This window comes from Collinsella aerofaciens, assembly GCF_015558785.1.
GTDB classification, from domain to species: domain Bacteria; phylum Actinomycetota; class Coriobacteriia; order Coriobacteriales; family Coriobacteriaceae; genus Collinsella; species Collinsella aerofaciens_P.
In genome coordinates this window covers 20689-34212 of sequence record NZ_JADMOP010000020.1, presented here as the reverse complement: position 1 = coordinate 34212, position 13524 = coordinate 20689, and the positions used below count along the sequence as shown (strand labels likewise).

Below are 13524 nucleotides of genomic sequence, written 5' to 3'. Positions count from 1 at the left end.
GCGCCTTTAGACGCGAGCCCGGGGCCCGTGGGTTATACCCTAAGAGCAAACCACCCTTTTTAAGGGTGGTTCTGATTCGACTTTGTAAACTAGAACCTCCAATCTCTTTACGTTCCCTTTACGATTGCCTCCAGCGCAGCAGGTATCCTTTTAGAGAAGTATGACAGCCGTATAAACGCGGGCTGTAGCGGCGATGCCGCGGTACTTGTGTTATTAGGAGGCTTTAGTATGGCAGCACGTTCGGACAAAGTTTCGCGTGTCGACCATGATGGAGTTACGTTGGTGGAGGGCGCGACATCCGATGTTCGCTTTGCCTTCACCGAGCGTGCCGGTGGCGTTTCCGAAGATGCGTACTCCTCACTCAACTTGGGCTCGCATGTTGGCGATGACCCCTTTGCTGTTCAAGAAAATCGTCGTCGTGCGCTCGAGGCTATGGGTGCCGCCGAGTGCGAGCACAACCTGCTCGTTCCCAATCAGGTCCATGGTGATCATATCGTTGCGGTGACCTCGAACGGCGCCGATGACCTTGAGGACGTTCGCGAGCAGATTGCCGAGGGCTGTGATGCCATCGTCTGCACGGCGCATAACGTGCCCGTGCTGCTCTGCTTTGCCGACTGCGTTCCCGTGGTGCTGGTGGCCCCCGGCGGATTTGCCGTGGCGCACTCCGGTTGGAAGGGCACGATTGCACGTATTTCCGCCAAGGCGTGCCAGGCGCTTTGCGATGCTGCCGGTTGCGATGCGAGCGACGTTTCCGCCTATATCGGCCCCCATATCTTGGGTGACGAATATGAGGTATCCCAGGAACTCATGGATCGCTTTGCCGCCGAGTTCTCTTGCATCGATGCGAGTACCTCTCGCATGCTCGATCTTTCCGCTGCCATTCGCGAGGCGCTGGTAGATGTCGGTGTCGACGCGGATAATATCGTGGATACCCAGCTTTCGACCGTGCGTCAGAACGACCGCTTTTATTCCTACCGTAACGAGGGCGGCACCTGTGGGCGCCATGCTGCGATCGGCGTGATGCTATGAGAAAGATCGTATCGGTCCTGAGCGCCGCTGTGCTTACGCTTACGCTGTGCGCCTGTTCTTCGGGATCTTCTACCTCTTCCATTACCGTCGCTGGCTCCACGACCTGCCTTCCTATCGCCGAGATTGCGGCCGAGGGCTTTAAGGAGGAGACCGGCATCGACGTGCTCGTTTCCGGTTTGGGTTCTTCTGCTGGCATCGAGGCCGTCAGCGCCGGCACGGCCGATATCGCCAGCTCCTCCCGTGGACTCAATGCCGACGAACAGGATCTGGGCCTGACTCCCATCGTCATTGCCCACGACGGTATCGCGGTCATCGTGAACGACGATAACCCGGTCGATAACCTCTCGACCGAGCAGCTCCGTGATATTTACGCCGGCAAGATCACCAACTGGAAAGAAGTCGGTGGCGAGGACCTGAGGATTCAGGTTATCAACCGAGATGAGGCGTCCGGCACGCGTGAGGCCTTCCGTACCATCGTGATGGACGGCACGCCGTTCGATCGCCGCTCGGCCGTTCTTTCGGGCACGGGCCAGGTGCGCGACGTGGTATCTCGTTCGCGCGGTGCCATTGGCTACATTTCGCTGGGCTTCGTCGATAGCCTCAACGCCAAGACCTCGGTCAAGGCCGTCTCGGTCAATCATGTTGAGGCGTCCGAGAAGACGGTCGCGAGCGGCGGCTATCCCATCTCGCGCGACCTTTACTTCTTTGTGAAGGGTGCTCCTTCGCAGCAGGCGCAGGATTACATCGACTACGTGACGTCCGAAAAGATGGACAAGCAGATTCGCGAGGCGGGCTTTATTCCCGTCACCAACGACGAGAAGGGGAGTGAGTAGCATGGAAGCACAGGAAAACTCCCAGACTGAGCAGAATGCTCAGGCACCCAAGAAGCGCGAGCTGGCGCTCGTATCGCGCAGTACCTATATCAAGGAGAAGGCGCTGCAGTGGATCTTCTTTGCCTGCGCGTTCTTGGCGGTCGTTACCGTCATCCTGATTTTTGTCTTTACCACGTACTCGGCGCTGCCCGTCTTTACCGACATCGGTCTGGCGGACTTCTTTAGCTTTACGTGGGCGCCCTCTGAGGGCCACTACGGCATCATGTCGCTGCTTGCCGGCTCGGGTCTGGTGACCGTCGGTGCGCTCGCCATGGGCGTGCCGCTAGGTGTGGGCACGGCCGTGTACCTGGTCGAGATCGCCGGCAAGCGCGTGCGCAAGCTTATCAGCCCTGCCGTTGACCTGTTGGCCGGCATCCCTTCTATCATCTATGGCTTCTTTGGAATGATCATCATCCGTCCGTTTATCGCGCAACTGACCGGTGGTCTTGGTTTTGGTGCGCTGACGGCGTGGTTCGTGCTTGCCATCATGATCGTTCCTACCATCACCACACTCACCATCGATGCCCTCAATTCCATTCCCATGGGCATTCGCGAGGCATCGTATGCCATGGGCGCCACCAAGTGGCAGACCATCTATAAGGTCGTGCTACCTGCCGCTAAGCTGGGTATCGTGGATGCCATCGTGCTGGGTATGGGCCGTGCCATCGGAGAGACCATGGCCGTGCTCATGGTCGTGGGTAATGCCCCGGTTATTCCCGACAGCATTGCGAGCCCTATCTCGACGCTCACGAGCCAGATCGCACTCGACATGAGCTATTCCTCGGGTCTGCACCGCTCGGCGCTGTTCGGCATGGGCGTGGTCCTGTTTATCATCTCCGCCACGCTGGTGGGCATCGTCCGTCTGATTTCCAAGAAGAAGAGGGGGTAGGCTATGTCCGATTCCGTTGACACGACGGTCGATACGACCTCGTCGCGCGAGCGCATCAAGCGTGCCCTTTCCCACGGCAAGAAGGGCCGCATCAACAAGGACCTGTCCAACAAGATCATGCTTGGCGTGTTCCGTGCCGCGGCATACATCACCACGCTGGTGCTGGTCGCTATCATCGCCTACGTGGTCATTAACGGCCTGCCGCATATCTCGCTCGACTTTATCTTCGGTTGGCCCCAGGGCGTCAACGCCGAGGGCGGAATTTGGCCCACAATCGTCTCGACCGTCTATGTGACGGCACTCGCCATGCTTATCTGCACGCCGATCGCTGTGCTGGCAGCCGTCTATCTGGCCGAGTACGCCAAGCAGGGCAAGGTCGTCGAGCTCATTCGCTACGCTGCTGACGCTTTGGCCTCGGTGCCCTCCATCGTTATGGGCCTGTTTGGCTACGCCTTGTTTGTCGAGGCTATGGGTCTGGGCCTTTCGATGGTCTCGGCCGCCCTGGCACTCGCGCTCTTGATGCTTCCCATCGTCATGCGCACCACCGAAGAGGCCATTCGCGCCGTTCCGCGCTATATCCGTTGGGGCGCGTACGGCCTGGGTGCCACCAAGTGGCAGGTTGTCTCCAAGATCGTGCTTCCTTCTGCCTTTGGCCGTATTGCCACGGGCATCGTCCTTGCCATCGGCCGTGCCATCGGCGAGACCGCCGTGGTGCTCTACACCATGGGCCAGGCCATCAATCTACCTATTTCGCCGCTCGATTCCGGTCGTCCCATGACCGTTCACCTGTACCTGCTTGCCAACGACGGCATCAACATGAACGCAGCCTACGGCACTGCGCTCTTGCTGATGGTGATCATTTTGGCCTTCAACCTGTTTGCGCGCTTCCTGTCGCGTAAGCGTCGCTAGTTAAGGAGTCCCATGTCCGTTTATCAGTCCGCTCCCGCGTTGGAGCAAGCGGCCATTACGGCCAAGGATTTCAACTTTTGGTACGGTGACTTTCATGCGCTGACGGGGCTTGACCTCAACATCGCCAAAAACGCCATCACCTCCTTCATTGGCCCTTCGGGCTGCGGCAAGTCGACGTTTTTGCGCTGCATCAACCGCATGAATGACCTGATCGAGGGTGCGCGCGTCGAGGGCACCATGACGCTCGACGGCAACGATATCTATGCCGAGGGTGTCGACCCGGTCGACCTCCGTCGCCGCGTGGGCATGATCTTTCAGCAGCCCAATCCGTTTCCCAAATCCATCTACGAGAATGTCGCCTTTGGCCCTCGTCTGCAGGGCGTGACTAGCAAAAGTGACCTCGATGACATCGTGGAAGAATCGCTCAAGCGCGCCAACCTCTGGAAAGAGGTATCCAATCAGCTCAACAAGGATGGTTTGGCGCTCTCGGGCGGTCAGCAGCAGCGTCTGTGCATCGCGCGCGTGCTTGCGGTGCAACCCGATGTCCTTCTGATGGACGAGCCCTGCTCCGCCATCGACCCCACGTCCGTCTCTAAGGTCGAGGATCTGATGGCCGAGCTGGCGCCCGAGATGACGATCATCATCGTCACGCATTCAATGCAGCAGGCAGCTCGCATTAGCGACTACACCGCATTCTTCTTGCAGGAAGTTGCCGGCGAGCCCGCTACGCTCATCGAGTATGGTCAAACCGACGCGATCTTCACCAGCCCGGTGGACTCGCGGACGGAAGACTATATCACCGGCCGCTTTGGCTGATCGGTGCGACTAGTCCCAAGCCGATCGGATCTGGTCCGGTGCGTATTCACTGTGCGGGCGGCATGACCGCACCCAACTGATTGGAGTGAACCATGCGCAAACTGTTTTCCCGTCAGCTCATCGAGGCCCGTCACGAGATGCTGAGCATCTACGAGGCCGTCGATCTGGCCCTCCACGATGCCGTGAAGGCCTATGTGACCGACGACCGCAAGCTCGCCACCAAGACCAAGAAGCGCACGCTTTCGATTGACGCACGCTGCGCCAACCTGGAGGCCGTCTGCTACAACCTGATTGCCACGCAGTCACCGGTCGCCTCCGACTTCCGCTTGCTGCAGACGATCATCTACGTCGACTTTAACCTGCAGCGCATGACCGATAAGGTTCGCCAGATTTGCCGCGCCACGCGTCATATGATCAAGGCCGACATCTCGCTGCCCAAGGAGCTTGTCGGCACGGTCGAGGCCGAGGCTGAGGCCGTCTACCAGGTGCTGGGCTCTTCGCTTTTTGCGCTCGTCACCAACGACATGTCCATCATCTGCAACTTGGCCGTCGAGGACGAGCCAGTGCACGCCGCCTACGAGAAGTTCTTCCGCACCTTTAACCGCATGGACACGGGCGATTTTATGGACGACGACAGCAACTATGACGACCTGCGCCGCGCCATCATGGTATCGCGCTATCTCGATCGCATCGCCTCGATTTCCATCGATGCCGCCTGCCGTCTGACCTTCCTGTTGACCGGACAGCGTATGACTGCCGGTGATATCGCCTGCACTGATGAGGATGAGCTCGAGAGCATGCGCGTGCCTTCGGGCGAGGGTGTTATCATGAGGCCCGCCGTCGATGCACGCTACGTTGCCAAGGTGCCCGTTAACGAGGTCAGCGAGGGTCTTCGCTACCTGCTCGATCATCTTGAGGATGAGGACGATGGCGAGGACGACGAGGAGTAAGTAACCCCGTTCGTCGAAAGATTGTAAATACCTAAGTGAGCGCGGCCTTGCACATGCGGGGCCGCGCTCTTGCGTTAGCATGGGACTACTTGTTTGGCTGTCAGCGGAGGCGATTGGCAATGGATAACTATTTGGACTTGATGCGCGCTCGCCGCGAGCAGATTCTGGAACGTTTTTATGCGGCGCTCGATCGCGCGGGCCGTCCCCACGACGCCGCGAGCCTCATTGCCGTGTCCAAGACCGTTGGTGTCGATGAGACCGTTGCCGCCATCCAGGCGGGGTATCGCCATTTTGCCGAGAACCGCCCGCAGGAGCTGGTTCGCAAGCTCACGGGTCTGGCGGAGCATCCGGAGCTGCCCGAGGTGCGCTTCGATATGATCGGCAACCTGCAGACCAATAAGATCAATGCGGTGCTGGGCTCAGCCGAGCTGATTCACTCGGTGGGTTCGCTGCATCTGGCGCAGGCGATCTCGAGCCGTGCTGTTCGCAAGATTGAGGCAGGCGAGCTCGTCGGCCCCCAGCGTGTGCTCATTGAGGTCAATGTGAGTGGTGAGGAGTCGAAGGGAGGCTTTTCACCCGATGAGATTCGCGCCGCCGCGGGTGAGCTTGCAGAACTTGAGGGAATTTGCGTACAGGGGCTTATGACTATGGCGCCCCGGGGGAATAAGGATGTGGCACGCCGCACCTTTGCGGGGCTTCGTGAGCTGAGGGATGAGCTGGAGGCGGCGCATCCCGATTTGAACCTGCCTGAGCTTTCCTGCGGTATGAGCGAGGACTTTGAGTCTGCCCTTGAGGAGGGCTCTACGCTCGTTCGCCTGGGCAGGGTAGTATTTAGCCCGGAGTTTGCAGTAAAATAAGGCTCTGAAGTGCGCACTGATTATCGGGGCGCCTGCACTAAACCGCGAGAGGACACAACCATGGGCTTCCTTGACGAGATTAAAAATAAGATGCACCTGGGCGGCCAGCAGGGTTACGACCAGGGTTATGGCCAGGACGACGACTACGGCTACGATGACGGCTACGACGATGGCTATCAGAACAACGGCTACAGTGGTGCTTCGGGCGAGGGCTTCTACACCCAAGACGAGCCGAGCAACGGCCTGCTTGGCCAGACGCGCCGCGGTGAAGCTGAGTCGGTTGCCGTGTATACGCGCTCCGGTCAGCTGGTCGGCGATGACTCCCGCCATGCCACGACGTATAACCCGCCTTCGCGCTCGCAGGACAGTGTTGCGAGCGGTTATCGTCCTGGTGCCTATGACACGCCGTCGAGCTACGCCGAGAATACCCGCGCCCGTGCCGCCGCTGCACCCGCGCCTGCACCGAGCGATGCCTCGGCCTATGCGAGCAATATCATCAACGCCACGCCGCAGCTGCCGGCCTATGTCCTGCGCCCCGAGAGCTATGACGACGTGGAGACCGTGGTGCGCCGCGTTCGCACCAAGCAGCCTGTCGCACTGATTTTTGTGGGCGTACGCACCGAAGTTGCCAAGCGCGTCTTGGACTTCTCTTACGGCTTTGCCTGCGGTCTGGGTGCCACGGTCAAGGAGGTGGGCGACCGCGTGTTCATGGTGCTGCCCGCCGGTTGTGAGGTCAAAGATTCCGATCTCAAGAAGCTTCGTGCCGACGGCTACCTTAAGTAAAGACAAGACGAGGAGATTCCCATCAACATCTACACTATCGTCCAGCTGGTCAACACGCTGTTCAACTTCTATTCCACGCTCATTGTCGTCTACTGCTTTATGACGTGGATTCCCATGAAGCAGGGTGGTTTGCTTCAGGATATTGCCGCGGTGCTTGATAGCGTGTGCGGTCCGTGGCTCAACCTGTTCCGTCGTTTCATCCCGCCGATGGGCGGTATCGATTTTTCGCCGGTCGTTGCGATTATTGCGTTGCAGTTGGTGCAGAGGCTGGTTCTGCAGCTTCTTATAGGTATACTCGTGTAGAACTGACTTAGTAACTTACGTCGGGCGTGTAGCGCCGAGGCGATGAAAAAGGAGACTTGTTATGGCTATTACCCCTGCAGACATCCAGGCTCAGACTTTCTCTGAGGCCAAGCGTGGCTACGATCCTGCTGAGGTCGACGTCTTCTTGGAGACGCTGTCCTCCGAGGTTGACGCTATGCTCGCTAAGATCGTCGACCTTAAGGGTCGTCTGACTGCTACCGAGCAGCAGCTTGCCGATGCGCAGGCTCAGCTTGCCCAAGCTCAGGATGCCACCGCCCAGGCCGTTCCTGCCGCCCCCGTGGCTGCTCCCGCCCCTGACTTCTCCGCTCAGGAGCGCCAGATTTCCGCTGCCCTGATCGCTGCCCAGCAGACCGCTGAGACTATCGTCAACGATGCTAACGAGAACGCTGAGCGTATCCGCAACGAGGCTGACGCCAAGGCCCGCGAGGTTATCCGCCAGGCTCTGACCGAGAAGCAGGCCGAGCTCGAGGAGATCGATCGTCTCAAGGCTTCCCGTGAGGAGTTCAAGGCAGAGTATCTCAAGCTCATCCAGCACTTCATGGACGATGCCCAGAATTCCTTCCCGGCCGATCTGATGGCCTCCACGCCGGTCGGTTCTGCCGCTTCTCCTGCAGTGACTGTTCCCGCCGAGCCGCTGCCCGTCGCTGACCCGGTTGTCCCCGTGGCCGATCCCTTCGCCCCGATCGACAACTTTGCTGCCGACGACCTGGACTAACATTCGGCCTACAATTTAGTGCCTAGAAAGGACCCGCAGCTTGCGGGTCCTTTTTTATGACTGTGCGGAGTGCGTAACATAAAAAACCGAGCCCTGCACATAATGGCGCAGAACTCGGCGAACGGGTGAGCGGTCAAGGGTAGGTTTTAAGGCATGTCCCAAAACCTACTTGAGGAGGAAGTCGGAGAGGGGAATGGTACGGGCCTCGCGATGCTCGGGATCGGCGATGTGGTCGGCAGGATAGCCACAGACGAGCATGTGATAGGGATAAACGCCTTTGGGCAGATTGAACTGCTCCTGTGCCACCTCAGGCTTAAAATGGCATACCCAGCACGTTCCCAGGCCCTGCTCGGTGGCCTCCATCATCATCTGATCGCACACGATGGACGTATCGATTTCATTGGAATTCATCTGGTCATACGGGCGCACCCAAGCGTCATCGGTAACGCTGCAAATAAGGAAGACAAGCGGAGCCCCAAAGATAGACCCATCACGAGCAAACCGAGGCTGACAAGCAGCAGCTTTCTCCAGAAGCTCAGGTGTATCCAACACCATCACACGAGAAGGATGATTATTGCAAGCAGAAGGAGCAATACGCCCAGCCTCAACAATGGCATCCACTACAGCCTGCTCCACAGCCCGATCTTCAAACTCACGACAAGAATACCGACCCCGAGCCAGATCCAAATAACTCACAACCAAGCCCTCCAAATTCAGTGTATCAACCCAAAGCAAAACAAAGGGTACCCAAAGCCCGATCCAGCCAAACGTTTAAGGCGGTCCCAAAGTTCCCAATCGGGCTCAAAGGCCCTGTCAACAAAAGCCTCATTGCTTTCAAAGTATCAGCCAAAGTTCCCAATGGTGGTACGTAAGGCGAAGGGCCGGCCACGGTTTGCTTTCGAACGACTCTGCAAAGCAGCCGGAGTGAGAAAGCAAACCGTGGCCGGCCCTTCGCCGCCGGGACACGTACCCCCAATTAACTGTTCTTCATGACAATCGAATCCACGACATCGGCCACAGTCTCGCAGCAGTCGGCGCAGTACTCCAGGAAGGCGTAGACGTCACGCCAAGCGATGACCTCGAGCGGATCCTTGCCGTTAACGTGCAGGTTGCGCATGGCGTTGATGTAGAGCTCGTCGGCCTCGGACTCGATGGTGTTGATCTGGATGACCAGCTCGCGCAGCGTTTTGGACTTGCGGTAGTTGGGAAGCTCGACCATCAGGTCTTTCATGGCGCGGCAGGCGTCAGTCACCTTGTGAGCGATGACGATGGCATCGGGGTGAATGCTCTGGATGTTGGTGAAGTAGACGCGCTGCACGACGCCCTCGATACGGTCAAGCACAGTGTCGAGCGAGCAGCTCATCAGGTCCAGATCCTCGCGCTCAAGCGGGGTGATAAAGGCAGTGAGCAAGGCATCCTCGAGCTCATGGTGCTTCTTGTCGGCCGCATGCTCAATCGCATGCATCTCCTCGAGCATGTCGTGGATCTGCGCGGGATCAAAGTTCTCAAAAATCTTGATGAGCAACTCTGCGGCCTGGACAGCAAGGTCGGCGCAGGCGACGTAGTTGTCAAAGTAGAACGAATCGGGTTTTTTTGCCATGGGTGGGTCCTTTCGAGGCGAAGACGGGTGGGCGAAGTGTTGCGGTCCAGATGGACGTTCGGTTTGACTAGAGGAACATCATGAACAGCTTGGCCATGACAAAGCTGATGAGTCCGCAGGCGGGGAAGGTGAAGAACCAGGTGAACATCATGTCCTTGACGACGCCGAAGTTGATGGCCGAGAGGCGCTTGACGGCACCGACGCCCATGATGGCGCAGGTCTTGATGTGCGTGGAGGACACAGGGATGCCGGTAAGGGTGGCAAGCAGCAGGTTCGCGGCGCCCGCCAGGTCGGCGGAGAAGCCCTGGTACTTTTCGAGCTTGACCATGCTCTGGCCGACGGACTTGATGATGCGCTCGCCGCCCACGCTGGTGCCGATGCCCATAGTGGCCGAGCACAGCAGCATAATCCAGATGGGGATGCCTGCATCGCCGACGCTCGTCTGGCCGCTGGCAAAGGCCACGCCTAAAAAGAGCACGCCGATGAACTTCTGTCCATCCTGCGCGCCGTGCATAAAGCTCATGGCCGCAGCGCTCGCGATCTGAGCGTATTTAAAGAAGACATTGGCACGTCGCCTGTTGGCGGCGGCGAAAAGAATCGAGACGAGCTTGCACAGGACCCAGCCCATGACAAAGCCCAGGCCGATGGAGAGTGCCAGGCCGTAGATGACCTTCATCCACTCGTGGACGTTGACGCTGCTCGCGCCGCCGAGGGCGATAGCGGCACCGGTCAGGCCGGCGATAAGGCTGTGGCTTTGCGAGGTGGGGATGCCAAAACGCGACGCTGTGGCGCCGTAGACGACGATGGAGAACAGGGCCGCGCACAGGCAGGCGAGCGCCATGGTGCTGTTTCCGCCAAAGTCGACGATATGCGAGATGGTATTGGCGACGCTCGCATTAAAGTGCGTCATGATGAGCACACCGAGGAAGTTGAATGCGGCGCTCATGAGAATGGCGGCGCGGGCGGGCATGCAACGCGTAGTGACGCAGGTCGCGATGGCGTTGGGCGCGTCGGTCCATCCATTGACGAAGATGGCGCCGAGCGCGAGGATCACGGTGACGGCAAGGACTGGGTTCGACACAATTTGGCCGAGGAAAGTTGAGAACGTTACGTCCATATATGGGCTTTCTCGAAGTTTGCAGACACGTTACAAAAACATGATAAATCGTATCACCTCCTGCGGGTTTCTTTGCCGAGTTCTGATGGGAGAAGTAATTTTTTGGCACTAAAATTGAATATTAGCCCTGTTGACCGTGGGTGTTCTTTTTGCTATCACGCCATGCGGACACGCGCGTTCGCTCCGACATTCCAAAACCACAGTCTGTTCGCTTTACAATATGCAAACATGCGTTCGATAATGGGAAGTATGGAATATCGACAGACAGATGGCAAAACTCGGCGCGTGCACAAGCAGTATGTGGACGTCGTGGCTCGCATCCTCGCGGGCGGACAAGTCGTGCCGGTTACCGTCTGCTGGGTCGACGGTCGCTGCTTTACGATTGACGAGATCGTCTCGTCCACTGGTTTTGGCCTGACGGTCCACGGCGTTCGTACGGCAACCTATAAGGTGCGTTTTGGCGGGCACGCGACCGAGTTGTATCTGGAGGACCAGGCGTACGGACGGCCGGACGGCTCGCAGGCCCACGTGATGCGTTGGTGGGTCTGGGCGTTTGATCGTACGCTTGAGGGCGAGCGCCGTAGGTAAGGACGCACGGCGTTCGGGTACAATGGCAGGAATCTTGTCATCTGCTGCGCCGTCTTTCACGGCGCTTTGTGAAAGGACGAAGTATGAACGATATCCAGGGCTATCAGAACGGCCCCATCGAGACCGGTGCAAGCCGTGCCAAGGAGATGTCGCCGCGCGCGTACAACCTTGTCATGTCTGCCCTGATCTTCTTGGGCTTTTGCGCCATGGGCGCCGGCGCCTACTTTACGAGCACCATGTCGTTTGCGCGCATGATGATGAGCGGCGCAGCCTTGCCGCTGGTCTTTGGCTCGTTTATTTTGACCATCGTCGGCATGGTCATGATGTCGGCCGCCGCCAGCAAGCAGTCCGTGGGCCTGTCCCTTGTGGGCTACGTAATCTTTGCGAGTACCTTTGGCCTGACCGCGTCGTTTGGCCTTGCCAACTACGACCTGCCCACCATCAACACTGCCTTTATCGCCACGGCCGCCATCACCTTTGTCTTTGGCGCGCTGGGCGTGACCTTCCCCAAGTTTTTCCAGCGCGTATATGGCATCGGTTTTGGCATTCTGCTCGCCACTATTCTGGTTGAGATCGTGCTGATGTTCATGGGCGTCTCGCAGTCCATCACCGACCTGATCGTGATCGTGGTGTTCGCCGGCTTTATTGGCTACGACACCTATGTTGCCACGACGGTGCCGCCTACGCTGCCCAACGCCGTGCTCATGGCGTCCAATCTGTTCGTTGACATTATCAACGTGTTCCTGCGCATCCTGAACATCCTTGGCCGTCGCGACTAGTGGCGAATTGCGGCGGTGCTTGCCGTGCGGGCAAATCGATGCGAAAGGCGGTCCTTCGGGGCCGTCTTTTTTGTACGCGGCGGGGTATCATGGATGGGAAAAGCCGATAGCGGCAGCGACAGGAAAGGTGGCCACGTATGGCAGACGTCGACAACAGGAACCGTAACCGCAGGTCCAACCGAGCGGGTCAGCCCAATCCCAAGCGCGAGGCCCGTGCCAAGGCCGCCGAGCGTCACGTGTCAACTGTGTCCGAAGCGTGCGCCAAGGATATCGAGCGTTCGCTTGCCGGTGTTCGCGAGTTTGACGGTATGCCTGCCGGCTTTGTCGCGGCGATGAAGGCCAAGGTCCAGAGTGCTGTGGCCACCGAAGAACAGGTTGCCGAGGACGTCGAGGGCGCGGAGGCTGCCGAGACCGAGGCGGCACCCGAGAGCGAGGCAGCGCCCGAGACCGAGGCAGCTCCTGAGCCCGTCGAGGAGCCTGCCGAGGAAATCGCCGAAGCTGAGTCCGCGCCTGCTGAGGAGCCTGCTGCGTCCCTGCCTGAGGTCACCGTGCTCGATGCCTCCGCCACGCAGGCCATCTTGGACAACGGTCGTGGCTATGCGCAGTTCTGCGACATGGCCGTGCTCGCCTTTGCCTCGTTCACCAACCCGGGCGGTGGCTATATTCAGGGTTATCTGGGCCAGGAGGCCACACTGTGCGCCGATTCGTATCTGTACAACGTTCTCGATAAGCAGCGCAAATGGTACGGCGAGAACCGTCGCCGCAACATCAACTGCGAGCTTTACCGAAACCGTGCGCTGGTGGTGCCTGCGGTGCGCTTCGACCGCAACCACGTGCATGCATACGCCGACGTGATCGTGGCCGCCGCGCCCAACGTTAAGCGCGCCCGCCAGGAGTATCGCGTGAGCGACGATGCTCTGCTAGATGCCCTGCGCGACCGCATCCGCTTTGTGCTTGCCATCTGCGACGAGCTAGGTCGCGAGAAGCTCGTGCTGGGCGCTTGGGGCTGCGACAACAACGGCTTTGACGCCGAGGCCGTGGCCGAGCTCTTCCGCAAGGAGCTCGCATCGGGCGACTTTAAGGTCAAGCAGGTCTTTTTTGCCGTGCCCTCTACGCGCTGGGACGAAGATTTTGCCAAGTTCGAGCATGTGCTGGCAAACTTCCCCGAGCGCAACGAGGAGTCCTATGCCCAGGTTGCCGCTCGCGCTGCGGCTGCCCGCGCCGCCGAGCAGGTCCAGGCTGCCGCCGAGGACGATGAAGACGATGACGATTGGCGCAAGTACCTGTAATCGGTAT

At 59.0% G+C, this 13524-nt stretch carries 16 protein-coding genes; 13 read left to right on the top strand and 3 right to left on the bottom strand.

Annotation, left to right across the window (positions count from 1 at the left end):
• The first annotated feature begins 228 nt into the window (after nucleotides 1-228).
• The 10 genes from I2G40_RS08690 (at nucleotide 229) to I2G40_RS08645 (ending at nucleotide 8144) form a co-directional block, all read left to right on the top strand.
• Complete coding sequence (locus tag I2G40_RS08690; RefSeq protein ID WP_195544813.1) at nucleotides 229-1029, top strand: polyphenol oxidase family protein; 801 nt, start codon at nucleotides 229-231, stop codon at nucleotides 1027-1029.
• Nucleotides 1026-1862 carry a phosphate ABC transporter substrate-binding protein gene (locus tag I2G40_RS08685; RefSeq protein WP_055251678.1) on the top strand — a complete coding sequence of 279 codons (837 nt, stop codon included), beginning with the start codon at nucleotides 1026-1028 and terminating at the stop codon, nucleotides 1860-1862. The genes I2G40_RS08690 and I2G40_RS08685 overlap by 4 nt, the downstream gene beginning before the upstream one ends.
• Before the next feature lies 1 nt (nucleotide 1863).
• Complete coding sequence (pstC, locus tag I2G40_RS08680) at nucleotides 1864-2790, top strand: phosphate ABC transporter permease subunit PstC (protein ID WP_117820381.1); 927 nt, start codon at nucleotides 1864-1866, stop codon at nucleotides 2788-2790.
• A 3-nt stretch (nucleotides 2791-2793) separates the two neighbouring features.
• Entirely contained in the window at nucleotides 2794-3699 is a 906-nt protein-coding gene (gene pstA, locus I2G40_RS08675; RefSeq protein ID WP_006234250.1) for a phosphate ABC transporter permease PstA, read from the top strand.
• Nucleotides 3700-3711: 12 nt separating this feature from the next.
• Nucleotides 3712-4515, top strand: a complete 804-nt coding sequence (gene pstB, locus I2G40_RS08670) for a phosphate ABC transporter ATP-binding protein PstB (RefSeq protein ID WP_195544812.1) — start codon at nucleotides 3712-3714, stop codon at nucleotides 4513-4515.
• A 92-nt stretch (nucleotides 4516-4607) separates the two neighbouring features.
• Nucleotides 4608-5465 carry a phosphate signaling complex PhoU family protein gene (locus I2G40_RS08665; RefSeq protein WP_195544811.1) on the top strand — a complete coding sequence of 286 codons (858 nt, stop codon included), beginning with the start codon at nucleotides 4608-4610 and terminating at the stop codon, nucleotides 5463-5465.
• 119 nt (nucleotides 5466-5584) lie between these two features.
• Nucleotides 5585-6322 (top strand): YggS family pyridoxal phosphate-dependent enzyme, encoded by a 738-nt coding sequence (locus tag I2G40_RS08660; RefSeq protein WP_117746754.1) that lies wholly within the window; start codon nucleotides 5585-5587, stop codon nucleotides 6320-6322.
• Between the two features lie 60 nt (nucleotides 6323-6382).
• Nucleotides 6383-7105: a cell division protein SepF gene (locus I2G40_RS08655; protein WP_006234245.1), complete on the top strand. Its 723-nt coding sequence runs from the start codon at nucleotides 6383-6385 to the stop codon at nucleotides 7103-7105.
• 15 nt (nucleotides 7106-7120) lie between these two features.
• Complete coding sequence (locus tag I2G40_RS08650) at nucleotides 7121-7408, top strand: YggT family protein (protein ID WP_040358293.1); 288 nt, start codon at nucleotides 7121-7123, stop codon at nucleotides 7406-7408.
• A gap of 61 nt (nucleotides 7409-7469) precedes the next feature.
• Complete coding sequence (locus I2G40_RS08645) at nucleotides 7470-8144, top strand: DivIVA domain-containing protein (RefSeq protein ID WP_006234242.1); 675 nt, start codon at nucleotides 7470-7472, stop codon at nucleotides 8142-8144.
• A 165-nt stretch (nucleotides 8145-8309) separates the two neighbouring features.
• On the opposite strand, the gene I2G40_RS08640 is transcribed toward I2G40_RS08645, so the two are convergent.
• From I2G40_RS08640 to I2G40_RS08630, 3 genes are all read right to left on the bottom strand, one after another.
• Entirely contained in the window at nucleotides 8310-8840 is a 531-nt protein-coding gene (locus I2G40_RS08640; protein WP_195544810.1) for a nitroreductase family protein, read from the bottom strand.
• Between the two features lie 280 nt (nucleotides 8841-9120).
• Nucleotides 9121-9744: a DUF47 domain-containing protein gene (locus I2G40_RS08635; RefSeq protein ID WP_195544809.1), complete on the bottom strand. Its 624-nt coding sequence runs from the start codon at nucleotides 9742-9744 to the stop codon at nucleotides 9121-9123.
• Nucleotides 9745-9811: 67 nt separating this feature from the next.
• Nucleotides 9812-10861 (bottom strand): inorganic phosphate transporter, encoded by a 1050-nt coding sequence (locus I2G40_RS08630; RefSeq protein WP_006234237.1) that lies wholly within the window; start codon nucleotides 10859-10861, stop codon nucleotides 9812-9814.
• A 285-nt stretch (nucleotides 10862-11146) separates the two neighbouring features.
• Here I2G40_RS08630 and I2G40_RS08625 point away from each other — a divergent pair, with 285 nt between their 5' ends.
• From I2G40_RS08625 to I2G40_RS08615, 3 genes are all read left to right on the top strand, one after another.
• The gene (locus I2G40_RS08625; protein WP_229090731.1) at nucleotides 11147-11449 is read left to right on the top strand and encodes a hypothetical protein; all 303 of its coding nucleotides are present in this window, start codon (nucleotides 11147-11149) and stop codon (nucleotides 11447-11449) included.
• 83 nt (nucleotides 11450-11532) lie between these two features.
• A complete protein-coding gene (locus tag I2G40_RS08620; protein WP_195444397.1) occupies nucleotides 11533-12228 on the top strand; it encodes a Bax inhibitor-1 family protein in 696 nt (231 codons plus the stop codon).
• Nucleotides 12229-12365: 137 nt separating this feature from the next.
• The gene (locus tag I2G40_RS08615) at nucleotides 12366-13517 is read left to right on the top strand and encodes a TIGR02452 family protein (RefSeq protein WP_195544808.1); all 1152 of its coding nucleotides are present in this window, start codon (nucleotides 12366-12368) and stop codon (nucleotides 13515-13517) included.
• Nucleotides 13518-13524 lie beyond the last annotated feature (7 nt).

Excerpts from the sequence above, each read along its gene's own strand:
- I2G40_RS08690 (WP_195544813.1), top strand. The coding sequence starts at position 229 with ATGGCAGCACGTTCGGACAAAGTTTCGCGTGTCGACCATGATGGAGTT.
- I2G40_RS08685 (WP_055251678.1), top strand. The coding sequence starts at position 1,026 with ATGAGAAAGATCGTATCGGTCCTGAGCGCCGCTGTGCTTACGCTTACG.
- pstC (WP_117820381.1), top strand. The coding sequence starts at position 1,864 with ATGGAAGCACAGGAAAACTCCCAGACTGAGCAGAATGCTCAGGCACCC.
- pstA (WP_006234250.1), top strand. The coding sequence starts at position 2,794 with ATGTCCGATTCCGTTGACACGACGGTCGATACGACCTCGTCGCGCGAG.
- pstB (WP_195544812.1), top strand. The coding sequence starts at position 3,712 with ATGTCCGTTTATCAGTCCGCTCCCGCGTTGGAGCAAGCGGCCATTACG.
- I2G40_RS08665 (WP_195544811.1), top strand. The coding sequence starts at position 4,608 with ATGCGCAAACTGTTTTCCCGTCAGCTCATCGAGGCCCGTCACGAGATG.
- I2G40_RS08660 (WP_117746754.1), top strand. The coding sequence starts at position 5,585 with ATGGATAACTATTTGGACTTGATGCGCGCTCGCCGCGAGCAGATTCTG.
- I2G40_RS08655 (WP_006234245.1), top strand. The coding sequence starts at position 6,383 with ATGGGCTTCCTTGACGAGATTAAAAATAAGATGCACCTGGGCGGCCAG.
- I2G40_RS08645 (WP_006234242.1), top strand. The coding sequence starts at position 7,470 with ATGGCTATTACCCCTGCAGACATCCAGGCTCAGACTTTCTCTGAGGCC.
- I2G40_RS08635 (WP_195544809.1), bottom strand. The coding sequence starts at position 9,744 with ATGGCAAAAAAACCCGATTCGTTCTACTTTGACAACTACGTCGCCTGC.
- I2G40_RS08630 (WP_006234237.1), bottom strand. The coding sequence starts at position 10,861 with ATGGACGTAACGTTCTCAACTTTCCTCGGCCAAATTGTGTCGAACCCA.
- I2G40_RS08620 (WP_195444397.1), top strand. The coding sequence starts at position 11,533 with ATGAACGATATCCAGGGCTATCAGAACGGCCCCATCGAGACCGGTGCA.
- I2G40_RS08615 (WP_195544808.1), top strand. The coding sequence starts at position 12,366 with ATGGCAGACGTCGACAACAGGAACCGTAACCGCAGGTCCAACCGAGCG.